This is a genomic window from Fibrobacter sp. UWB2 (genome assembly GCF_002210425.1).
GTDB lineage: Bacteria > Fibrobacterota > Fibrobacteria > Fibrobacterales > Fibrobacteraceae > Fibrobacter > Fibrobacter elongatus.
Window position 1 is genome coordinate 210,008 of sequence record NZ_MWQK01000006.1, and the last position, 22,183, is coordinate 232,190.

The window sequence follows — 22,183 nt, forward strand, 5'->3', positions numbered from 1 at the left end:
TTCTCGAAAAATATTGTAAATTACTAACACAAGCCTTTAGGGGAGCTTATGCACGAAATCTATTTGCGTGAAGTTTATGTCGCTGATATGCTGGGAATCTTCTTGATTCTCGGTGCTATTTTCAGTGGCGCTTGGAAGCTGCAAAAAAAGAATAACGAAGACAAGGTTTTGCTCGGCATCATCATTCTTGTGATTACGGCTTGCATTGCCGATGCAATTACTTTTTCCGTTGACGGTCTTACGGGGCCTGGCGTGAAGGCGCTGGCTTATGTTTCGAACAATATCCTCTTTTTGTCCAACATGGCGATTGGTCCCCTTTGGGTGATGCTGATATCTTTGCACATCAATGGAGCTGTGTCCAAATTCCAGCGAATTTTTATGCTGTGTGTTTGCGGTGCGATTACAGTTTTGATGGTCGTGAATTTTTTCAATCCGATTATCTTTGACATCAACGAAAGGAATGTGTATACCCGCGGTCCGCTGTTCATGCTGAAGAACCTGTTAGAGGTGATTCTTATGGCGGATGGCGTTGTCATTTATTTAATCAGCCGCTACAAGAGCGGTGGTGTCAAGTTTTTCCCAGTTTTACATTTTGTGTGTCCTATATTTATTTGCGTCTGCTTGCAGATGTTCTATTACGGCATCTCTACGATTTGGGTGGGCATCGCCGTCGGCTATACGAGTTTGATGCTTGCCTTGCAGAACGAGAATATTTTTATTGATAAGCTGACGGGGCTTTATAATCGTTATTACCTGGATAAAGTTTCTGGAGAGCTGAAACGCAAAAGGAAAATCACGATGATGATGCTCGACATGAATGATTTCAAGAGCATCAACGATAACTTTGGCCATTCGCAGGGCGATGACGCATTGGTTTCGCTGGCGGAAGTCTTGGAAAAAACGGTTGGAGCTAAAGGAACTGTGGTCCGTTATGCGGGCGATGAATTTGTGATAATCTTGAATAACGGCGACGAGGATGCTGCTGAAAAATGCAAGTTGCAAATCAAGAAAAATCTGGAAGAATTCAACGAAACCCATAAAAAGAAGTACAAACTATCCGCTTCGATTGGCGTGGGGGTCTTTGATTTAGAAAAGAGCAATGTCGATAAAATATTGAAAAAAATAGACAAGCTTATGTACGACGATAAACGCGCATACTATGCCTTGACGCATCACGATCGCCGCCGCGGTCGATAAAAAATGCCGGCTCTAGGATTTCTAGCGCCGGCTTTAAATTTATTTCCAGTCAATTTTTAGAGTCTTGATGAGCGAATCTAGACGATTTGTTAATTGTTCTGCACCTTTATCTGCAAGATGGTCGCAGTTCAATGCCATTTCGTCTGTGTAGTCGTGGTCGCCCATCTTGTTCTCGTCCATCAGTATGAAGTGTTTGTATTTATCCTGGAACTTCTGGATTTTTTCAATCATCTTCTTGGCAATCGAGCGACGGAGACCATAGCGCCCGAATGCTCCTGTACTTCTATAATCGGGGGATTGCGGGAAGATGATGCCGATGAGGTATAGATTCTTGCTTTCGGCTTCCTGGATAAAGTCTTCGACTTCTTCGAGGAGCATGTCGGAGGGGTCTTTGGTGATTCCGTCCATGTACGTGGAGTCAACGTAAATGGGGCTGCCTTGCCAACCATCGCCAGAGTCTTCGACATGGCCAAGCATTGTCTGTTCCGTTTCTCTGATATCGCTGTTTTCGCCGTAGGAATCACGAGTCAGTTCGTACAAGCCTTCCGGATAGCCGTCTGCCCAGAAATTGTGATTGGCGTCGTAGATGAATCCCGTGGAGTGTTCGAAAATCAATTTCCAGAAGCTTGGCATTTCGAAGTGGCGCCAGAACAGGATGTCAATATCGATGGAAACGGCAACGACTTTCAGTTTTGGCAAGAGATTGACTCCGTACTGGAACAGTAATTTCTTGGCGACAGACAAGTCTACGGCCGCGTTAGACATGTTGATGGAGAATATCTCCTTGTTCTTGTTTAAAATGATGGGATTGAATCCGGCCCAGGGTCTTGAAGAACCCGAAACGAGAACGTTGATAGAGTCGCGGTGTTTGTAAAGTAATTCCATGTCGTAGCGGCTCATGGTTGTGCTCATGTCGCCTGTGTAGGGGCAGTTGAGCTCGTACATGCCGGCGCTATCGACGTTTAGTTTTGTTTCAAAATTCTGGAGCTTGCCAATCCAAAAATCGGGGTGCCATAGTTCCGCTCCGCTTGCGATTTCTGTGACGCTTGAATCGTTTGTATTGACGAGGACGATTTTGGGGTGGGCGCCATCAATGTCTGTAAGTGTTGCTACGGCGAGGTTCTCGCTGTTGTGGACCCATTCCGTGTGGTCAAACGTGTAGCCTTTGGGCGCCGGAATCATCTTGACGAGTTTGCCCGTGCTGTCGGCGATTAGCATTTGTTCGTGCGTGTTGTATTTTGCGCCCGAAAATTCTTTTCCGGTTTTTCCGCCAAAGTCCAGGAATAGTGTCTGCTTTGTCAATTCAGAAAGTGATGCGTTGCAGGCCTGTTCTTCGTTGTACCACGTTTGATTTTTGCCGTTTACGTTTGTGCGGAGGAGCCTTGCGCCCGAAACGGCGAGCTTGCCATCCGCGCTGATGCCGCCGTTGAATGTTCCGTCAAAGAGCTTCTTGGGCGTTTCGAATTTACCATCTGCAAATTTGACGCTCCATGTAGATGCGTTTTCCCATTTTGCCTTGTCGGAATTGTTGTCGGCGCTTGTGACGTAAACGATTTCGGTGTCGCCTTCGTGTACACGCCAGCGCGGGATTGCCGCACTCTCAACATCTAGTTTGTATTTGAGTTCTGTGGAATCAAGGCGACGAACGTAAAGCTCGGATGTTCCCGAAATGCCCTCGTACTTTGTTGAAAATGCAACAAATCTTCCATCAGGCGAAAGGGTGGGGTGGTAAGAGTCGATGGTGTCTACGATTTCAGAGACGGTCGGCGTGCCGTTCGTGAAGTTGATTATTGCAATGTTGCCGGTTTCGTCATTGCGGAAAACGAGTTTGTTATGATAGGTCTTTGTCGATTTTCTTAATTCTGCCGATGTCGTAAGAACATTGATTGGCGATGCAATGGCGATGCCCTTGGCGTTCATCCATACGGCATCTGGAATTTTGCCGAAGGCGAGTCTGAATCCGACGTAGTTTGCCTTGGTCGATGAGGTGACGGTATAAACGTCTCCGCGGTTGTCAAGCGTCATGGCGGCGGGCTCGTTGCGGTAGCTGCCACCCTTTACGACTCGTTCACCGATGTTGCCTCCATCGGGAGCGCCCACGTAGTTGGTAATTGTCGTATCGCGAAATGCGCCCATCCAGTCGTTGACCCATTCCATGGCGTTTCCGGCAAGGTCGCAAATGTCGGCTGTAGAATCGGCGGTGCAGGGCTTGTGCAACTTGTAGTCGGAATTGTCCGCGTTCCAGCTTTTGTGCGGTTCCCAATTGTTTGAAGCGACTAGCGTCCATTCTGCTTCGGTGGGGATCCTGTAAGCATCGCGGTCGGCATGGAATTCGTAACCGGCGAGCTCTGTGCAATGACCGTCGGAATCAAATGTTGCCGAGGTGTAGCTGTAAGCGGTGTCGAGTTTTTCGCTTTTGCTTTTTGCGTTGGCGAAAAGGACGGCGTCAAAAAAGGTGATGTTTGTTACAGGGAGTTCTGCGTTTTCGCATTTGTGATTCTTGACGAGCTTTGCAAAATCACCGCATGTGACTTCGTGCTTGTCAATCGAAAAGTCGTAAGCGAAATTGGCCTTCAGTTTTGCGCCTAATCTAACCGTTGAGTTTTGGGTGCTTATCAGTATCATCCCATTGTGTTCTTTGTCGTTTTCAATGGAAATGTGTATAGACTCGGCAGACGATGTTCCGCTGTCGGAACAACCGATTAAAACCCCTGCGCAAACGATTAGTGCTGGCCATTTCATAGTCAATCAAAATCCTTTTAAGGCTATGGGACAAAATATAAAATTTGGTCAGCCAAAAAAAATGCCGGGTAGTGCTTGTACCCGGCGTAAAAAAGAAACTTAGCGGATTTTATTCTTCCTTGACGAACATGTCCTTGCCGACACCGCAAATGGGGCAGGTCCAATCGTCCGGTAAATCTTCAAAGGCTGTGCCCGGCGCAATGCCGTTATCCGGATCGCCTACAGCGGGGTCGTAAATGTAGCCGCATGCATCGCACTTGTATTTTGCCATAAAATTCTCCTTGCTTAATTGTGCTCTTTTTAAACTATATAAATAAATGGTAGAAAGTCAGATTTTTATATTTTTTTTGTGTTTGTGACGACCCGAGTATATATTGCCGATATTTCTGCGTTGAAAGAAACGCCTGTTTTTGAGCGTTTTTTGGGGCAGGTTCCCGAATATCGCCAAAAAAAGGCAATGTCGTTTAAGTTCCCTAAAGGGAAAATGCAATCGCTTGGCGTTGGACTTTTGCTCCAGATGGCATGTCGCGATGCTGGGTTTGAAGGCGCGGACAATCATATTGCGTATGGCGAAAATGGCAAGCCGTATCTGGCGGATTTCCCGGAAGTGCATTTTAACTTGTCACATTCGGGCGAACGCGTGATGTGCGTGATTTCGCCATTTGAAGTCGGCTGCGATGTGGAAATTATCAAGGGCGACCGCGGCAGGCTTGCTGAGCGTTTTTTCAAGCCCGAGGAATCCGCATGGATCAAGCATTTCGAAACGCTCGAAGCGCAGTCCGAGGCATTTTACAGATTGTGGACGCTCAAGGAATGTTATATGAAAGTGACGGGGCGCGGCCTCTCGCTCATGCCGGATATGTTTGCGCTACACATGGACGAACTCGAGAATGTGACTCTGTTTCACGAAGGCAAGCGCCCGGAATATTCATTCCGGGAAATCGACTTGCACGATGGCTACCGCTATGCGTATTGCATCAAAAACGACGGCTTTATTGCACCGTCCGAAATAAAGCAAGTGCAGTTTACTTGATAACTCTAATATAATCGACGAGCATTTCGTTCGGGAACTGTGAATCGTCTACTTCAAAGCCGGGCCAGTTGCCTGCCACGGCGACATTCAGCAAGAAGAAAAACGGCTTGTGGAATTCCTCGGTATCGCCTTCGTTGCCTTCGATTAGAATTTCGTGGTACATGAAGTCATCGACGAACATGCGAATGTATTTCTCGTCCCACGTGAATTTGTACGTGTGGAACTGCGTGATGTCGAGGTCGAATTTCTGGTTGCGGTAATTGCCGGTGTTGTTGCCATAGGTCGCGTATTTGGCGCCGTTTGCCCAGTGGTTTGTGCCGTAGATTTTGTTTTCTGTATTGACCGCTTCGATGATGTCTATTTCGCCGCAGGCGGGCCATCCGACTGTGTCGAAGTTTTCGCCGAGCATCCAGAATGCAGGCCAGATTCCCTTGCCGGTTGGGAGTGCAATGCGCGCTTCTACGGTGCCGTACTTGAACGAAAATTTGCCTTTGGTGAGCATGCGGGCGGAGGTGTACTTTTGACCTTCGTAGTCTTCTTTCTGGGCACGAATGTGCAAGACTCCGTCCTTGACGTAGGCGTTTTCCTTGCGGTCTGTGTAGTATTCCCATTCGTTATTGCCCCAGCCGCCTGCGCCCGTTCCGATTTCGAAAGTCCATTTGTTTAAGTCTATGGATTCACTGTCGAATTCGTCGTTCCAGAAGTATTCTGCGGCGGGTTCTTCGCTGCTTGAAGAAGTTGTTTCGGCGCTGCTAGAAGATGCTGTTTCGGCACTGCTGGAAGATTCAATTGTCATGCTGCTCGAGGATGCCGCGGAGCTTTCAATTACGCTTTCGCTAGAGCTCGAAAGGAGATTCCCGCTCGAGGCGGGAATGACAAAGGACGAACTCGTTTCAGCGGGAATGACAGAAGAGGAGGAATCCGCGGAACATTCGGCGGGTCCCGCGAAACTGGGTGACGCATCATCGGAACAAGCGGCCAAAGCGACGATTCCCACTGCGGCGATGAGCTTATATACCATAAAACCAACCCCTTACTTTTTTACTTTGCGTCTGGATCTTCCGGGTGGACACGTGCAATCACGCCAACTGTGGCTCGCGTTGCCTTAACCAAGTCCGCTGGCGCCACTTTCAACTGCAAACCACGTTCGCCTGCGCTCACGTAAATGTACGGGAACTGCATCGCTGTCTCGTGAATGAAAATGGGGTAGTTCTTTTTGAGTCCGAGCGGGCTGCAACCGCCACGAATGTAACCCGTCAGCGGAGTCAAATCCTTGAGCGGGACGGTGTCGATTTTCTTGTTGCCACTTACTTTGGCGGCGCCCTTCAAGTCCACTTCGAGATTGCCTGGAACAACGCAAATAAGGTAACCAATCTTGTCTCCATGCACGAGAATCGTCTTGAAAACCTGGTTGATATCTTCGCCCAGGCTGTCGGCCACGTGTTGTGCGCCAAGGTCGTTTTCATCAACCTTGTATGGGATTAGTTCGTATTGAATCTTCTGCCTGTCCAAAATGCGGGCGGCATTAGTCTTTTTGATGTCCATAAATTCCTCAAAAGCGGGTTTAAACCCCTTGAATATTCCAATTTCAAATATAAATCTTTGAGGGTACCGGTTGCAATAGTTGTAAGTGAAAGCTAAATTAAAAAAGTGTAGTTGTATGGTGTTTTGGTGGAGAAGGAGTTTTCTATGGACGTAATGAAGATTGACTATGACTTGTTCAAGAAAATCTTGAAAGAGATTCCATCGAATATTTTCTTCAAGGACACCGAATGCCGCTACGTTTTTTCGACGCATTACTGGCGCCACCTTCAAGGTGCCGAGGATCCTTCGTGGGATATTGCTGGCAAGACCGACCTGGAAATCCGCAAGGATAAGGAAAATGCGAAACTCGCGATGGAACAGGATCGCGAAATTCTCCGTACAGGTAAGGGGACGCAGTACGTCATTGAAATCAATCAGGATGGCGTGACTGAGTTCTTGGAACTGATAAAAAATCCAGTTCGTGACGATGATGGCAATATTATTGGTATTGTAGGGCTTATCAATAACGTTACAGAAAAAATTTTGCTTGAAAAGAAACTCGAAAAGTATGCCCACACCGACATGCTCACGGGCTTGTACAACCGTAATTATTTCGAAGAGTGGGTTTCGAGTCCTGTAAAGCCAGAGATGTGCCCGATGTGCGTGATTTCTGCGGACTGCGACGGTTTAAAGAAAACGAACGATACGTACGGACATGCCATCGGTGATGAACTGATTCGCCTGACGGCATCGCTGTTCCGCGTGGTGCTCCCGGAAAAAACAATGATGTTTCGCGTGGGTGGTGACGAGTTCTTCCTTGTGCTCCCGAATACGACGCAAGATGAATGCAAAAAATATATCGATAACATGAATGAAGTTTCTCGTGCGTTGCTTTTGAAGGGCAAGCCGATTTGCGTTTCTTTGGGTTCTTGCGAAATTCCGTCGCCATCGCTCAACTTTATGCAGGCTATGGAAATTGCGGATAAGCGAATGTACATGGAAAAGAGTACAAAGTACTCTGAACCGAAAGAGTAGAAATTCCATGAGAAGAGATTACAAGGCTGTGCTGTTTGGCAATGGCACTATGGGCGAACGTCATCGCAAGTTTTTTGAGTATTCCGATGTACAGTTTTTAAAAATTTTTGATTTAGAAGATTTAGATTGCGCAGGGAATGTGCGCGCTTCGCTCGTTGATGAATTTGTTTCTAAAGATAAGGTTGATTTTGCCGTGATTGCATCTCCTGCGACAACGCATTACGAGTATGCAAAGCTTTGTTTGGAACGTGGAATCTCCGTATTTGTAGAAAAACCGCTTGCAACGCTTGGTGCGCAAGCGCAAGAATTGGTGGATTTGGCTATCCGCAATAATGTGATTTTATTTGTGGCTCAGTCGGAATGTTTTAATTCGGTGTTCTTGAATTTCCGCAAACATTTTATGGCTGAACTCGGTGCCGCCGGGAATGCCGCGGGTTCGTCGTTCCGTTTGGAATTCCGCCGCGAGCACAAGTATTCTGCGCGTTGCCGCGATGTGAACGTGGCACTCGATTTGTTGGTGCATGACTTGAGCCTTTGCCTTTCGATGTTCCGCTATGAAAATTTGAAAGTGGAAAAGTTCACGATTTCAAAAAATGAAGACCGTGCGCAAATGCAAATAAGCATTGCGAAGGGCTCTCATGCTGGTGCTGAACTTGACTTTATTGTAGACCGCAATAGCGATATCGATGTGCGGACAATTTCTGTGGAGTTCGGGGGCGATGGTGGCCCGGCTTGCGATTACTCGGTGAGCCTTGCACCGCATGACGAAAATGGCGAAGTCATCCATGTCTCGGATTCGCTCGAAAATGAACACAAGTTCTTTTTGAAACTAATGGCGGGAGCCTGTTCTGAATGGGGTAGGCGAGCCGCGCAAAGCGCCGCGAACGCCGTCAAGCTTGCGACAATTTCTACAGCGTCATCCTAAACGAAACAATTATTCGTCACTAAAAAAGTCCGCGACTTTCATCGCGGACTCCCTTATATCATTAACTGGATCCAGATTACAGCTTAATGCTGCACGGCTTGGCGTTCCAGATTTCTTCGGCGTACTGCTTGATGGTACGGTCGGAGCTGAACTTGCCCATGCGAGCGACGTTGAGGATTGCCATTTCTGCCCAGTGCTTCTTGTCCTGGTAAGCATCGGCAACCTTCTTCTGCATATCCACATAGCTGCGGAAGTCTGCGCAGAGCATGTACGGGTCATGCGACAAGAGCTTTTCTGCAATGTGCTTGAAGGTTTCCGGATGATCCGGGCTGAAGAAGCCAGAAGCGATGAGGTCAATCACGCGGCGGAGATCATCATCTTTTTCGTAGAAGTCGCGCGGACGGTAACCCTTAGCGAGGAGGTCCGTCACTTCTTCAACGGTGAGACCGAAGATGAAGATGTTGTCGTCACCGACTTCTTCCTTCATTTCCACGTTAGCGCCGTCGAGCGTACCAATCGTGAGTGCGCCGTTCAAAGCAAACTTCATGTTACCCGTACCCGAAGCTTCGGTACCGGCGGTAGAAATCTGTTCGGAAAGGTCTGCAGCCGGGATGATCTTTTCGGCGAAGGACACGCGGTAGTTCTCGAGGAACACCATCTTGAGCTTGCCCTTGCAATCCGGATCAGCGTCGATGATAGAAGCCACAGCGTTAGCAAGACGGATAATCTGCTTAGCCATCCAGTAACCCGGAGCGGACTTACCACCGATCATGATGGTGCGCGGCATAATTTCCTTGCCGTCCTTCACCTGGATGTAAAGGTGGATGGCATGGAGAATGTTCAAGAGCTGGCGCTTGTATTCGTGAATACGCTTGACTTGCACGTCGAAGAACGTGTTCGTGTCGACGTCGACATTCTGCGTTGCCTTGAGGTACTTGGCGAGGCGTTCCTTGTTCTGCTTCTTGACTTCCATGAATTTCTTCTGGAAATCGGCGTCCTTGGCGAACTTTTCGAGCTTCTTCAAATCGTCCAAATCCTTGACCCAGGATTCGCCAATCTTAGAAGTGATGAGTTCGGACATAGCCGGGTTAGCCTTGCGGACCCAGCGACGCGGCGTCACGCCGTTTGTCTTGTTGTTGAACTTTTCAGGCCACAGTTCGTAGAAGTCCTTGAAGAGCGTGGTCTTGAGGAGGTCGGAGTGGAGAGCTGCCACGCCGTTCACAGCAAACGAACCCACGATGGAGAGGTATGCCATGCGGACCATCTTGCAGCCGCCTTCTTCGATAAGGCTCATGCGGGCGAGACGGTTGTTGTCGCCAGGCCACTTCATGGAGACCATGCGGAGGAAACGAGCGTTGATTTCGTAAATGATCTGGAGGTGACGCGGCAAGAGCTTTTCGAACAAGCTGACCGGCCACTTTTCAAGAGCTTCCGGCATGAGCGTGTGGTTCGTATAAGCGAACGTGTGCGTCACGATGTCCCAAGCTTCGTCCCATTCGAGGTTTTCGATGTCGAGGAGGATGCGCATCATTTCGGCGATAGAGATTGCCGGGTGCGTATCGTTCAACTGGATGGCGACCTTTTCCGGGAAGAGCTTCCAGTCGTTGTTGTGGAGCTTCTTGAAGCGCTTGATGATGTCCTGCAAAGAAGCAGAGCAGAGGAAGTACTGCTGCTTGAGGCGGAGTTCCTTACCGTTCATGGAAGCGTCGTTCGGGTACAAGACCTTGGAAATCGTTTCGGAAAGTTCCATGTCCTGCACGGCGGCGATGTAGTCACCGTTGTTGAAGTAGCTAAGACCGAAGTCGTCAGCGGACTTGGCGCTCCAGAGGCGGAGGTTGTTCACCGTGTTGTTCTTGTAACCCGGGATCGGCGTATCGTACGGGAGGGCCATCACGTAGTCCTTCGTTTCCCAACGGTTGCGGAGGCGACCGTTTTCGTCCATCCAGCTGACCACGTAGCCGTAGAACGGCACCTTGATAGCGTTAGCCGGGCGGGCGATTTCCCACGGGTTCGGGAGGCGCAGCCAGTTATCCGGCTGTTCTTCCTGTTCGCCGTTCACAATCTTCTGGCTGAACATACCGTATTCGTAACGGATGCCCATACCCGTTGCCGGGAGCTCGAGCGTTGCCATGGAGTCGAGGAAGCAAGCTGCCAAGCGGCCGAGACCGCCGTTGCCAAGCCCTGCGTCCACTTCCTGTTCGCGGAGTTCTTCGAGCGTCATGCCGATTTCGTCAAGAGCTTCCGTCACGGCGCTTTCGACGTCGAGGTTCAACACGGAGTTGCCGAGCGTACGGCCAATCAAAAATTCGAGAGAGAGGTAATAGACGCGCTTGACGTCTTTTTCGTAATAGGTGTTCTGCGTCTTGATCCAACGGTCAACAAGACGGTCACGCACGGCGTAAGCCACAGCGAGGAACTTTTCGTGGTCCGTCACCGTGTATTTGCTGCGGGCGAGCGTGTGGTGGATGTGGTCGGTAAATGCCTTGCGGAAGGCTTCCGCATCGGTACCGAGCACTGTAATGTCACTTGCATTCTTGGTAGTTTTAGCCATAAATCTAACCTGCCTGGTATTGTTTATTCAATCCAAGGAAAAGTTTAGAAATTTTTACGAGATTTGCAATACGTTAATTCTGTAAACCTAGGTTGTAAGCCTTTTCAGGATATGTAAGTTTTAAATAAAAGTGCAGCCCGCATCTTGCGCGAGCTGCCGTTGCTATTTTCCGCGCGTTCCGATTGCGTCGTCGCGCGTCTTATTATGACTTGCCGACTCTTGATTACAATTGTCCGGGGAGTACTAGCTTTTCCTTAGGCGGGAAGTTGGCTTCGTACTTCTCGAATTCTTCGGGCATTCGCTCGGTCACGAAGTAGCCCTCGGGGTCTTTGTACGAGCCCATCACTCCGTTCAAGAATCCCTCGTCGAGTTCCTTGCACAAGAAGTATGGCGCGTCGCTGTTTGGGTCGTCGGCGTAGCGGATGCCCTTGGTGTAAGCAGGGACGAATCCGCTCTTGCCATAGAATCCGATGTTTCCGACGATGAGCAGGCAACCTGCGCCCATTTTGCGGGCGAGTTCCATGGAATAGTCGAGGAGCGCCTTGCCGTATCCCTGTCGCTTGTAGTTCGGATGGATGCTGATGGGCCCGAAGGTCATCATGCGGATTTTGCGTCCGTCGTCATCATCGATTTTCGACCACGCGTACATTACGTGTCCGATAATTTGTCCGTCAACTTCCATGACGAGCGAGAGTTCCGGGATAAAGCTTGGGTCGTTCCTGTAATGGTGGAGGACAAAATGCTCCACGCAGCCGGGACGGTAAACGTTCCAGAATGCTTCTCGGGTGAGATTTTCGACGATTTTAAAGTCGCGCGGTTGTTCCGTGCGGATATTGTATTTTTTCATTGTTTATCTCCAAAATTTTTGTGTGAATAGGCACAATCACCTTGGAAGACCGCCTTGAAAACATTCGTCTTCCAAGGCACTAAACAATGAACCAATATTTACTAGATAACATCCAGCCTCTGATAAAAGTGATGCCCTAAATATACATAGTTTTGCCGTGTTTAGGAAATTTTTACGAGGAAATTTTTTGGAAAAATCTAAATTTCAGTGTTAGTATATGAGGAATTTTGGAATATGAAAAATCTTTCCGCCAAGTATCTTGTAGGTGCCCTTTTTGCTGGGCTTTGTGTTTTTGCCGGTTGTGGCGAGGACGCTGCCAATGTGTTTCCGGTGGCTCCGACGAACGTAGTCTCTTCGTCTAGTGCTGCTCAGCCGCAAAGTGGGCCTGCTGAATCTTCTTCTAGCGAAAATGTCGCTTCTAATCCGGCTTCGAGTTCCTCGGTTGTTGATTCTGGCATTCCGGCAAGTTCGTCTGACGTAATCGGTTTGTCCAGTTCCAGCGCAGGTACGGCCCTTGTGAATGGTCCGTTTACTTTTGCGACGACTCCGGGTGCACTAGCCTTGGCTCCGGATGCCGATGGCTTCTATGATATGGGCGATGTCTATAAGGCAGTGCCTAAGACCAGCAAGATTGCTTTTGTAATCCGCCACTCCAAGCGCCAAAAGAATAATTTGGGGACGGAATCGACGCTGACCCCGATTGGCGTCCAGATGGCTCAGACTCTCGGTGCAAAGCTTGTGAGCGATGAATCGTTCTACTACGCTTCGACAAACTTTTTGCGCACAAGGGCGACTTGCGAAAACATTGCCGCAGGCCGTGGCGAAACCGCTGAAGTCGTGACGTGGAATGATATTAACGGCAGCTACTTCTTGACGGTGCCGAGCGACACTTTGGACGCTCTCGTCTCGAACAAGGGCGGTAACCCGAAGTACATCGCTCAATATTCCTACGGCGCTCCTTATTCGTATGCCAATACCGTTGGCGTCGTGATTTCGACTTATTTCTATGACTTGTATGAACGTGGAAACCAGTTCGTGAACGAAGTCATTGTGGCAAACATGCCGAGCTGGAAGCGCGTGAGCATCCTTGTGAGCCATGACATGCTTGTTGAACCGCTTGTTGCTTTTGTCTCGAACAGAACGATCAACTTGAAGGTCTATGAATCTCCGTTCCGCTGGGTCAATTACCTCTCGGGTATTGCCGTGATTGTTGACGAAACCGGCGCCGTAACAGCCCTCCCGGTTCGTGGCGATGAAGTCGGCTGGATGATTCCTAGAGACGAAGTCGACGAAGGTGTCTAATGAAAGTCGCTCTTCTTGGTTCCACAGGACTTATCGGGAAGAGCGTCGCTCAGTTGCTTTCCCGTTTAGATGACGTGGAATCTGTTTTTTGCCCGGTGCGTTCGGTCCCAGACTTGAATGCGCTGGGCATTTTTAATGGCGTATCGAAGTTCAATTTTGAGGCGGTGGATTTTGACGCTCTTTTGAGTGCAAGGCCCGAAGAGCAATGGGCATCTAGCGTTTGCAAGAACTTTACCGGCTGCGATGCGGTGATTTGCTGCCTTGGGACGACGCTCAAGCAGGCGGGGGGTAAGGCTGCTCAAGAAAAGGTCGATTTGCGTTTGCCGCTCACGCTTGCTGCCCTTGCGAAGCGTCAGGGCGTCAAGCATTTCCTGTGCGTGAGTGCCATGGGTGCAAATTCTCATTCGCCGTTCTTCTATAACCGCCTGAAGGGGCAACTCGAAGAGGGCCTCACGATGATGGGTTTTGAATCGCTCACGCTCGTGCGTCCGTCGCTCCTCCTCGGGAAGCACAAGGACAAGCGCTTTGGCGAAGAGCTGATGCAAAAGCTTTTCGGGTCGCACCCGGAATGGATTCCGGCGCATTTCCGTCCGGTGCCTGCAGAGACGGTAGCCGCGCATCTCGTGGCGAACATGCTCAAGCCTCCCGTGGACCACGTTTGCGCAACCGATGGTGTAAAAGGCAAGCGCATTATCTATAACCGACAATTTTTTAAATTTGGTAAAAACATTTCGGAGGTCTTATGACGATTGTCGTCTTTATCCTTTATTTGCTGATGATGCTTGGCATCGGAGCGTATTTCTCTCGCAAGGCGAACAGCCTGAACGCCTATTACCTCGGTAACCGCGGCATGAACAAGTGGGTGGTCGCCATGTCCGCCCAGGCATCTGACATGAGCGGCTGGATGCTGATGGGCCTTCCGGGTGCCGTGTTCGTGAGCGGTTTTTCCGAAGCTTGGATCGGTATCGGCCTTGTAATCGGTACGTACTTCAACTGGAAAATCGTCGGTCGCAGGCTCCGCAAGTACAGCCATTTCTGCGGCGACTCGATTACTCTCCCGGACTTTTTCTCGAACCGTTTCCGCGACAATAAGGGCATCATCCGCGTGATTGCCTCGATTTTCATTCTCGCGTTCTTCTTGTTCTACACGGTCTCTGGCTTTGTTGCTAGTGCAAAACTCTTTGGCACCATCTTCGGTATGGATTACACCACGGGCCTTGTCCTCGGTGCTATCGTTGTCGTGAGCTACACGTTCATGGGCGGCTTCTTTGCCGTTTGCTGGACTGACTTTATCCAGGCTTCGATGATGCTTATCGCGGTCCTCGTGATTCCGCTGATGATCATGAGCGGTTCGGGCGGTTTTGCCTCGACGATGGATGCGGTGAACGCCCAGAACCCGTACTTGATGAGCCTTTTCACGAACGCAACGACGGGCAAGTCCATTGGCCTTATCGCGCTGATTTCTAGCCTCTCTTGGGGCCTTGGCTACTTTGGTATGCCGCACATCCTCGTGCGCTTTATGTCCATCAAGAACGCCGAAGAAATCAAGGATTCTCGCCGTATCGCTATGACTTGGGTGATTATCTGCCTTGCAGCTGTCGTGATGATTGCTCTCCTCGGCCGCTATTACGTGACGGCTAACGGCATCACCGTTGATGACCCGGAACGCATTTTCATGATTCTCTGCCAGGCACTTTGCCATCCGGCGATTGCTGCCATCCTTATGGCCGCCATTCTCGCTGCGATTATGAGTACTGCTGACTCCCAGCTTCTAGTTTCTGCTTCCGCTTTCAGTAACGACCTTTACAAGCACTTGTTCCGCAAGAACGCAAGCAACAAGGAAGTGATGTGGGTGAGCCGTGGCGTGGTCGTGGTGATTACGCTTATCGCTGTGATTGTCGCAATGCAGGGCGCTCCGAGTGCCGACGGCGTGAAGCACGGCAAGAGCTTCCTCGACGTGGTGATGAGCCTTGTGAGCTTTGCTTGGGGCGGCTTCGGCGCGACCTTTGGCCCGATTATGTTGCTTGCTCTCTTCTGGAAGCGTACGACACTCCCGGCTGCTGTTGCGGGTATGCTCGTGGGTGGCCTTACGACATTTATTTGGAAGTTCTACCTCTCCGGCTTCTCCGCCGAAATCTTCCAGATTTACGAACTCGTGCCGGGCTTTATCCTCTCCTTCGTGACGATCGTCGTCGTGAGCCTCTTGACCAAGGAACCCTCTGCCGAAATCCAGCTGGAATTTGACCGCGTGGAAAGCACTCGCTTGAGCGATATGAAACTGTAAAATTGGATGGGGATGGCCAGCCCGTAACGCCTGGCTCCTGATAACAAAACAAAAAAGACGCTTAACAGCGTCTTTTTTTTGTTTTAGAGCGGGCGGCGGGAATGACGGCTTCGCCATATTCCGCTACGCGGATGGCTTGCCGCCCTACGGGTTTATCGCTGTGCGATAAATCCTAAATTCTTTCCACGGGCTACGCCCACGAAAGAATTTAGTCGCACCCTCGACCCCAAGGGGTCGAGAATCCGACCCATACCAACATAAAAAATAAAAGAACCACTCTGAAAGTGGTTCTTTTATTTTAGAGCGGGAAAAGGGACTCGGACCCTCGACCCCGACCTTGGCAAGGTCGTGCTCTACCAACTGAGCTATTCCCGCGAGGGTGACCCATATATAGAAATAAAATTTGTAGTTATAAAGGGGTATGGGGCGAAAAAAGTGAATTTTTTTTGTAGAGCGGGGAAAAGGGATTGTCAAAGTCCAGTCCCCGCTTCGCGGCTGGCCTTTGCCCCTTCGGGCTTGCGCTCACTACGTTCGCGTCAAGCGCAAAATTCGTCTCTTCGCACTTCGTGCATGAGCCGAATTTTGTGATTCGTCGTCAGTCACCCGTGCTAAGGCACGGGCTGACTCCTCACCCTTACGGGCTTATCGCTACGCGATAATTCCTAAACAACTCGTACGCACTTCGTGCATCTCGTTGTTTAGTCGGCCCCTCTTCTCGGGGCCTCGTCCAGTTCAGTACATAAAACAAAAGAGCCTAGCTTGACGCTAGGCTTTTTGTTTTAGAGCGGGAAAAGGGATTGTCAAAGTCCAGTCCCCGCTTCGCGGCTGGCCTTTGCCCCTTCGGGCTTGCGCTCACTACGTTCGCGTCAAGCGCAAAATTCGTCTCTTCGCACTTCGTGCATGAGCCGAATTTTGTGATTCGTCGTCAGTCACCCGTGCTAAGGCACGGGCTGACTCCTCACCCTTACGGGCTTATCGCTACGCGATAATTCCTAAACAACTCGTACGCACTTCGTGCATCTCGTTGTTTAGTCGGCCCCTCTTCTCGGGGCCTCGTCCAGTTCAGTACATAAAACAAAAGAGCCTAGCTTGACGCTAGGCTTTTTGTTTTAGAGCGGGAAAAGGGACTCGGACCCTCGACCCCGACCTTGGCAAGGTCGTGCTCTACCAACTGAGCTATTCCCGCGAGGTGACCCAATTATAGAAATAAAAAATCCAATTGTAAAGGGGGTAGGGTGAAAAAAGTTATATTTTTTGCGTTTAACAAGGTTGTTCATGTTCGGTATTTATATTCACGTTCCATTTTGCGCGAAGATTTGCGATTACTGCGACTTCCGCGTGATGCCTGCGAATGCTCGCCTGTTCGAAGAATATGCGGGTTTGCTGGAACGTGAAATCCGTGCTTTTGCGGCGGCGCATCCTGTATCGCATTCAGCGTCATCCCAAAATGTTCTTTCGCAGGCGCGAACGCTTTATCTCGGTGGCGGGACGCCTTCGATTTTGCCGGGTAAGTGCTTGGAGCGGATTTTCGCGGTACTTGAGGATTGTGGCGTTCGCGTGGATTCGCTTGACGAAGTTTCGATGGAGTTCAATCCGGAATCGTGTACCGAAGAATCTGTGCAGACGGCGCTTTCGTGTGGTGTGCGGCGCTTTAGTCTTGGTCTCCAGACGTTTTCACAGTCGTTGCTGGACCGCATTGGCCGCATGCACACGGTGGAACGCGGCTTTGATGCTTTGCGCTTGTTGACCTCGCTTCCGCGGGCGAAAGTCTCGGCAGACTTGATGTTTGATTTGCCTGGGCAATCGATAGATTCTTTCTTGAGCGATGTGGACCGCTTGTCGGATTTTCCGCTGGGGCACTTAAGCTTTTACGGATTGAATGTGGGCGAGAGGACGCTTTTGGGCGGTCGCGTATCGCGTGGTGAAGAAAAAATTGACGAGAGTTTGTACGAACCGATGTATCTCGGAGGTGTCGAGATTCTTGAGAAAAAAGGCTTCGCACGTTACGAAGTCTCGAATTTCGCAAAGCCTGGCGACGAAAGCTTGCACAACATGAACTACTGGAATCGCGGCGAGTACATTGGCTTCGGGCCGGGGGCGCACAGCTATTTTGGCGGTCGCCGTTTCTGCGCTCCGGAAATGTATCCGCGTTGGCGCGATTACGTGAATGCAGGTTGCTCTGATGCGTCGCTGACTTACGACGATCTTGATAAAGATGACATCTTGACGGAGCGCGTATGGCTCTCGCTGCGCCAGCGCTCTGGTCTCGACCTGAATGCGCTTGCTGCTGACGGAATTTCTGTTTCGCCGGAAGGCTATGAGCAATGGGTCAAGAAAGGTTTTGCGACGCTCGATGGCGGAATCCTGAAGCTTGTCGGCCGTGGCTGGATTTTCATGGACAGCGTTGTGACTGACGTGCTGAACGCCTGCCGATAGCGCTTTCTTCATAAAAAGGAGATGCCCCGTCGGAGCGGGGCATGACAAGTTTAATTTTGGCTTTTAACTACTTATTAATCGCAGCCAAGAACGCGTCCTTCTTTTCTTGCAAGAAGTCCTTGCTGTTGTACTTGCGGATGCGGCGGAGGGCCTGGTCACGCAACTGACGCACACGTTCGTGGGAGATGTTCATGGATTCGCCCACTTCTCGAAGTGTCTGCGGAGCTTCCTGGTTGATGCCGAAAATGCCGGTAATGACTCGGGCTTCGCGTTCCGGGAGCTGCTCCATGAGGTCGCGGGCCAAAGCTTCGACGCTCTGGATTTCGGAATCGGCTTCCGGGTTCGATGCGCCGCTGTCCGGGAGGACTTCGGCGTAAGTAGCCTTGGAGTCTGCCTTGAGCGGGCTGTCAAACGAAACACCGCGCTGACCGATCTGGATCAATTCACGGATTTCTTCGTTGATTTCCTTACCGCGGGACTGTTCGTGCAAAGCCTTACGCACACGGAGGTGCTGGTTTGCCGGCAAGCGGATAAGGTTGCCCTGTTCGTTAATAGCGCGAGTAATGTATGCCTTGATCCACCAAACGCCGTAACTGATGAATTTAAGACCACGGGTATGTTCGAACGATTCAATAGCGCGTACGAGGCCCATAGCGCCTTCGCTGACCAAGTCCGGAAGCGGAATCGGGCAGCCGCGGTACTGAATGGCGACCTTCAAAACAAAGCGCATGTTTGCGGAAATCAGCTTTTTACGGGCGATTTTGTCGCCTTCTTTAGCTTTCTGGAATAGAATCTGTTCTTCTTCGCGGGAGAGAGGTGCAGTGCGACGAATATCTTCTAGGTATCTTTTGAGAGTGGTATCGGTAGAATCAATATGCATTTTAAAAACCTTGCTCCTATAATATCGCTTTTTTAAAGCAAGTTGCGTGCCAATTGTGTAAAATTTTCCAAATTTTTTACAAAAAGTCCTTTAAATGTCGGTTTTGCGGTTTTCGGAGCCAAAAAAGTCCATTATTTTTGTCGTAATTTTACAAAATTGTCGTAAAAATATAACAAATTTTTCAAAACGTGACAAGTTGGACGTGACGACATCCTCTTGGCAAACAAAAAATGTAAAGCCCGGTGTTTCATTTTGGAATACGCTTTCCGCATATCTCATATCTGAAACTTTACTGGATCCCCTACGCTTCGCTTCGAGGATGACGAGTGGTTTTCTAGTAACTAGTAACTAATAACTGGTAACTCTACAATCAAATTTTCATATATTATCCCCGTTATGTCAATAAAAGAGCCCGATCAATCCGTATGGAACCGTTTTTGGCAGCGCAAGAACGACATGGACAAAGTCTATCCGTCTTCGCCGTCTATTATAGAAGCTATTAAGAAGAATTTTAAGCTCGAGGGCCTAAAGGTGCTTGAGGTCGGTGCAGGTACCGGCCGCGACAGTGCCGAACTCGCTCGTTTGGGCGCCGATGTGTATGTTCTCGATTATGCCGAAAATAGCTTGAAAATTGTCAATTCGCTCCGCGAGAGTGAAGGCCTCAAGAATTTGCACTTAGTTCGTGGCGATGCTTTCAAGTCCCCGTTCCCGGACAACACTTTTGACTTGGTGTTTCATCAGGGTTTGGCCGAACATTTCAAGGATTCGCTCCCGCTCTTGCAAGAGAACTTCCGCATCGTCAAGCACGGCGGTTGCTGCCTTTGCGATGTGCCGCAGACCGTCCACCCATATACGGTTATCAAGCATATCTTGATTGCGATGGACAAGTGGTTTGCCGGTTGGGAAAAGCAGTTCACGATGGGTCAGCTCAAGAAGCTTATGCGTGACGCTGGTTTTGAATGTGTCTATGCCTATGGCGACTGGATGCGCCCGAATCTTTTCTACCGCATTCTGCGCGAGCTCTGCTTCAAGTTCGGTATTGAACTCCCGAAGTATCCGCTTGACGGAACGGCCTACCAGAAGATTAAGGACAAGATTTTGGATAGCCTCCAGTCTGTGCCGGTAATGCACTACACGCAGCTTTGCATTGGCGTGATCGGTCGTAAGCCTTAGGTGATTGCTTGAAAATTCTCGTCGTAAATTACCGGGATCGCATGCATCCGGCTGCCGGCGGCGCCGAAAAGCATTTGCATCGCATTTTCGGAAAGATTGTAGAAATGGGCCACACGGTGGTCCTGTTTACGACGACATTTCCGGGAGCCAAAGAACGCGAAGTTGTCGATGGAATTCAGGTCATCCGCAAGGGTGGCGATTTGATGTTCCAGCTCACGGTTGCGCTGAATCTGAAGAAGCTTGACCGCGAATTCAACTTTGATGTTGTTGTTGAAGATTTGAACAAGTTACCGGTCTTTGCCCACTGGTTCGTCCGCAAGCCGCTCCTGGTGCAGATGCATCACTTGTGGCGGAAGTCGATTTTTGCTGAAGCGATTTTCCCGATTGCGTTTATGGTCTGGTTCTTTGAGCGGATTATTCCGTTCTTTTACCGCACGCAGAATTTTGTAGTGGTGAGCCCGAGCACCAAGAAAGAACTCGCCGAAATCGGCGTGGACGAAAGTCGAATTTCCGTGATTTATAATGGGTCCGAAAAACCGAATTTCCCGGGAAGCGCGGACCTTGCGACTGGTATTGCGGAATCTTGTGAGAATACGGCGACTCCGTATTTCATCTGGCTTTCTCGCGTGCATCGTTATAAGGGAATTTGGACGGCGCTTGAAGCGTTTGAAATTTTTTCGAAGTCGCATCCCGAAGTCCAGTTGAAAATTGTGGGCGGCGGTCCGCTTTTGAAAAAGCTCCCAGCTTGGATCAAATCGCACGGCCTGGATGGCAAGGTGGAACTGACGGGTTTTGTGCCTGCCGCTCGCAAGTACGAATTGCTTTCGTCTTCGCTTGCGCTGTTGCAGACGAGCTACAAGGAAGGCTGGGGCCTTACTGTGATGGAAGCGGCGCAGCTCTGCAAGACGACGATTGCGTCGGATGTGCCGGGACTCTGCGATAGCGTCCGTGACGGCGAGACGGGAATTCTGTTCCCGTCGGGAGATGCGGCCGCGTGCGCTTCTGCCATGGAAAAGATTTATAGCGATGCTGAACTGCGCACAAGTCTTGGCAAGAATGCCAAGCGTTATGCCGAATCGTTCAGCTGGGAAAAATCTGCTCGCGAAACGTTGGAACTGTTGGAACGTACGGTTGAGGGGAGCGTACGAAAATGAAGTTGAATCCGAAACTCAAGTCGGTAATTGTTTTTTGCTTAAAGCTGGTGGTGACGCTCGTTCCTGCTTACTTTGTCTATCGTAACATTGTGAGCGACCCGGAATGGGATGTTGGCGACCTCTATAACTTGTTCAAGAAAAACAGCGTTTTCCCGCTTGTGCTTGCGCTCCTTTGCCTCGCGGTTTCGAACTTTACCGCTTGCCTCCAGTGGAAACTCTTGCTCGAAAAACAGGGGGCTCGCCTCAAGTACGCTAGGCTCCTCAAGCTTTATCACGTGGGGCTCTTCTTCAACAACTTCATGCCGGGGAACGTCGGTGGTGACGTCAAGAAGGTTTACGATATCCGCATGCAGGGCGGACAGGATACGGTTGGCGCTGGCTTTACGGCGACGGTGTTTGACCGCTTGTTTGGACTTTTCTTTATCACGTTGTTTGCTCTTGGCGTGGGCGCCTTGTTCTTTATTCACGATCCGGAACAGCGTGCGTTCATGTGGCCGTCCGTCTGGATTTTCCTCGGTTTCTGCGTGATGTTTGCTGGGCTTTTGAGCCGTCGCATTGGCAAGTTCTTCTGCCGCATGGCAGGGAAGGTGTTGCCCGAAAAAATCGAGACACGCTTGTTGCGCATGTTTGAACGTTTCCAGAAGTTCCGCTCCAAGAAACTTTGGGTGAACATCGTTTGCCTTTCGACGGTCACTCAGTCGCTCCGCATCTTTGTGCACTTTTTCTGCGGGATTGCGGTGGGCGTGAATCTCTCGATGTCGTGGTACTTCTATTACATTCCGCTTGTCGCTATTGTGAGTGCGCTTCCGATTTCGATTGGCGGTTTTGGTCCGCGTGAATTTTTGGCGCAGTCGCTTTTTGCGCGTGCAGGAGTGCCAGGACTTGAATCGGTTGTGATTCAGTTGCTCGCTTATTTTGTAAGTTTGATTTTGAGCTTGTTTGGCGCGGTCGCTTTTTTGGTGGGGCAGAAGCCCGTGCCGGCCGAACCTGCGAATGGTCATCCTGAAGCAAGACCGTAAGGTCGATGCGATAGGATCCATAATTTCTTAGATTCTTGTCTATATCCTTTGCTATATGAACCTCGCGCTTAAGGGGCGCAA

The 22,183-nt window shown here is 50.0% G+C and carries 18 protein-coding genes and 2 tRNA genes; 11 read left to right on the top strand and 9 right to left on the bottom strand.

All coding sequences use genetic code 11. The features are described 5' to 3' along the window. The first annotated feature begins 48 nt into the window (after window positions 1-48). A complete protein-coding gene (locus B7982_RS13025) occupies window positions 49-1,197 on the top strand; it encodes a GGDEF domain-containing protein (protein WP_088661125.1) in 1,149 nt (382 codons plus the stop codon). A 39-nt stretch (window positions 1,198-1,236) separates the two neighbouring features. Here B7982_RS13025 and B7982_RS13030 read toward each other — a convergent pair whose 3' ends face one another. Next, a complete protein-coding gene (locus B7982_RS13030; protein WP_088661126.1) occupies window positions 1,237-3,939 on the bottom strand; it encodes a TIGR02171 family protein in 2,703 nt (900 codons plus the stop codon). Between the two features lie 109 nt (window positions 3,940-4,048). Then, window positions 4,049-4,210 carry a rubredoxin gene (rd, locus tag B7982_RS13035; RefSeq protein WP_014546741.1) on the bottom strand — a complete coding sequence of 54 codons (162 nt, stop codon included), beginning with the start codon at window positions 4,208-4,210 and terminating at the stop codon, window positions 4,049-4,051. A gap of 84 nt (window positions 4,211-4,294) precedes the next feature. On the opposite strand from rd, the gene B7982_RS13040 reads away from it, so the two are divergent. Then, window positions 4,295-4,972: a 4'-phosphopantetheinyl transferase superfamily protein gene (locus tag B7982_RS13040; RefSeq protein ID WP_233138554.1), complete on the top strand. Its 678-nt coding sequence runs from the start codon at window positions 4,295-4,297 to the stop codon at window positions 4,970-4,972. On the opposite strand, the gene B7982_RS13045 is transcribed toward B7982_RS13040, so the two are convergent. Beyond that, window positions 4,965-5,993 (bottom strand): glycoside hydrolase family 16 protein, encoded by a 1,029-nt coding sequence (locus tag B7982_RS13045; protein WP_233138555.1) that lies wholly within the window; start codon window positions 5,991-5,993, stop codon window positions 4,965-4,967. The two genes, B7982_RS13040 and B7982_RS13045, sit on opposite strands and share 8 nt — an antisense overlap. 20 nt (window positions 5,994-6,013) lie before the next feature. After that, entirely contained in the window at window positions 6,014-6,517 is a 504-nt protein-coding gene (gene ybaK, locus B7982_RS13050; RefSeq protein ID WP_014546744.1) for a Cys-tRNA(Pro) deacylase, read from the bottom strand. 144 nt (window positions 6,518-6,661) lie between these two features. Here ybaK and B7982_RS13055 point away from each other — a divergent pair, with 144 nt between their 5' ends. Continuing rightward, window positions 6,662-7,531: a sensor domain-containing diguanylate cyclase gene (locus B7982_RS13055; protein WP_088661127.1), complete on the top strand. Its 870-nt coding sequence runs from the start codon at window positions 6,662-6,664 to the stop codon at window positions 7,529-7,531. A 7-nt stretch (window positions 7,532-7,538) separates the two neighbouring features. Next, entirely contained in the window at window positions 7,539-8,456 is a 918-nt protein-coding gene (locus B7982_RS13060) for a Gfo/Idh/MocA family protein (RefSeq protein ID WP_088661128.1), read from the top strand. Between the two features lie 76 nt (window positions 8,457-8,532). Here B7982_RS13060 and B7982_RS13065 read toward each other — a convergent pair whose 3' ends face one another. Together B7982_RS13065 and B7982_RS13070 are read right to left on the bottom strand one after the other, a co-directional pair. Continuing rightward, on the bottom strand, window positions 8,533-11,007 hold the full coding sequence (locus B7982_RS13065) for a glycogen/starch/alpha-glucan phosphorylase (RefSeq protein ID WP_088661129.1): 2,475 nt from the start codon (window positions 11,005-11,007) through the stop codon (window positions 8,533-8,535). 223 nt (window positions 11,008-11,230) lie between these two features. Then, on the bottom strand, window positions 11,231-11,854 hold the full coding sequence (locus B7982_RS13070) for a GNAT family N-acetyltransferase (RefSeq protein WP_088661130.1): 624 nt from the start codon (window positions 11,852-11,854) through the stop codon (window positions 11,231-11,233). A 234-nt stretch (window positions 11,855-12,088) separates the two neighbouring features. Here B7982_RS13070 and B7982_RS13075 point away from each other — a divergent pair, with 234 nt between their 5' ends. Genes B7982_RS13075 through putP form a run of 3 tightly spaced genes read left to right on the top strand, consistent with a single transcriptional unit; the run spans window position 12,089 to window position 15,440 of the window. Beyond that, window positions 12,089-13,156, top strand: coding sequence for a histidine phosphatase family protein (locus B7982_RS13075; RefSeq protein WP_088661131.1), 1,068 nt, complete (start codon window positions 12,089-12,091; stop codon window positions 13,154-13,156). Beyond that, window positions 13,156-13,902: an NAD(P)H-binding protein gene (locus B7982_RS13080; RefSeq protein WP_088661132.1), complete on the top strand. Its 747-nt coding sequence runs from the start codon at window positions 13,156-13,158 to the stop codon at window positions 13,900-13,902. The genes B7982_RS13075 and B7982_RS13080 overlap by 1 nt, the downstream gene beginning before the upstream one ends. Beyond that, a complete protein-coding gene (gene putP / locus B7982_RS13085) occupies window positions 13,899-15,440 on the top strand; it encodes a sodium/proline symporter PutP (protein ID WP_088661133.1) in 1,542 nt (513 codons plus the stop codon). The genes B7982_RS13080 and putP overlap by 4 nt, the downstream gene beginning before the upstream one ends. A gap of 302 nt (window positions 15,441-15,742) precedes the next feature. Here putP and B7982_RS13090 read toward each other — a convergent pair. Then, window positions 15,743-15,815 (bottom strand) — tRNA-Gly (locus B7982_RS13090). A 738-nt stretch (window positions 15,816-16,553) separates the two neighbouring features. Beyond that, a tRNA-Gly gene (locus B7982_RS13095) sits at window positions 16,554-16,626 on the bottom strand. Window positions 16,627-16,715: 89 nt separating this feature from the next. Here B7982_RS13095 and hemW point away from each other — a divergent pair. Then, a complete protein-coding gene (gene hemW / locus B7982_RS13100) occupies window positions 16,716-17,876 on the top strand; it encodes a radical SAM family heme chaperone HemW (RefSeq protein ID WP_088661134.1) in 1,161 nt (386 codons plus the stop codon). Window positions 17,877-17,943: 67 nt separating this feature from the next. Here the strand turns inward: hemW and B7982_RS13105 are convergent, their stop codons facing one another. Beyond that, window positions 17,944-18,756 (bottom strand): RNA polymerase sigma factor RpoD/SigA, encoded by an 813-nt coding sequence (locus B7982_RS13105; RefSeq protein WP_014545470.1) that lies wholly within the window; start codon window positions 18,754-18,756, stop codon window positions 17,944-17,946. Between the two features lie 396 nt (window positions 18,757-19,152). On the opposite strand from B7982_RS13105, the gene B7982_RS13110 reads away from it, so the two are divergent. The 3 genes from B7982_RS13110 to B7982_RS13120 are packed head-to-tail and all read left to right on the top strand — an operon-like array spanning window position 19,153 to window position 22,102. Then, window positions 19,153-19,929, top strand: coding sequence for a class I SAM-dependent methyltransferase (locus B7982_RS13110; protein ID WP_088661135.1), 777 nt, complete (start codon window positions 19,153-19,155; stop codon window positions 19,927-19,929). 41 nt (window positions 19,930-19,970) lie between these two features. Then, window positions 19,971-21,083 carry a glycosyltransferase family 4 protein gene (locus B7982_RS13115; RefSeq protein WP_233138556.1) on the top strand — a complete coding sequence of 371 codons (1,113 nt, stop codon included), beginning with the start codon at window positions 19,971-19,973 and terminating at the stop codon, window positions 21,081-21,083. After that, window positions 21,080-22,102: a lysylphosphatidylglycerol synthase transmembrane domain-containing protein gene (locus B7982_RS13120; RefSeq protein ID WP_088661137.1), complete on the top strand. Its 1,023-nt coding sequence runs from the start codon at window positions 21,080-21,082 to the stop codon at window positions 22,100-22,102. The genes B7982_RS13115 and B7982_RS13120 overlap by 4 nt, the downstream gene beginning before the upstream one ends. The last annotated feature ends 81 nt before the right edge of the window (window positions 22,103-22,183 follow it).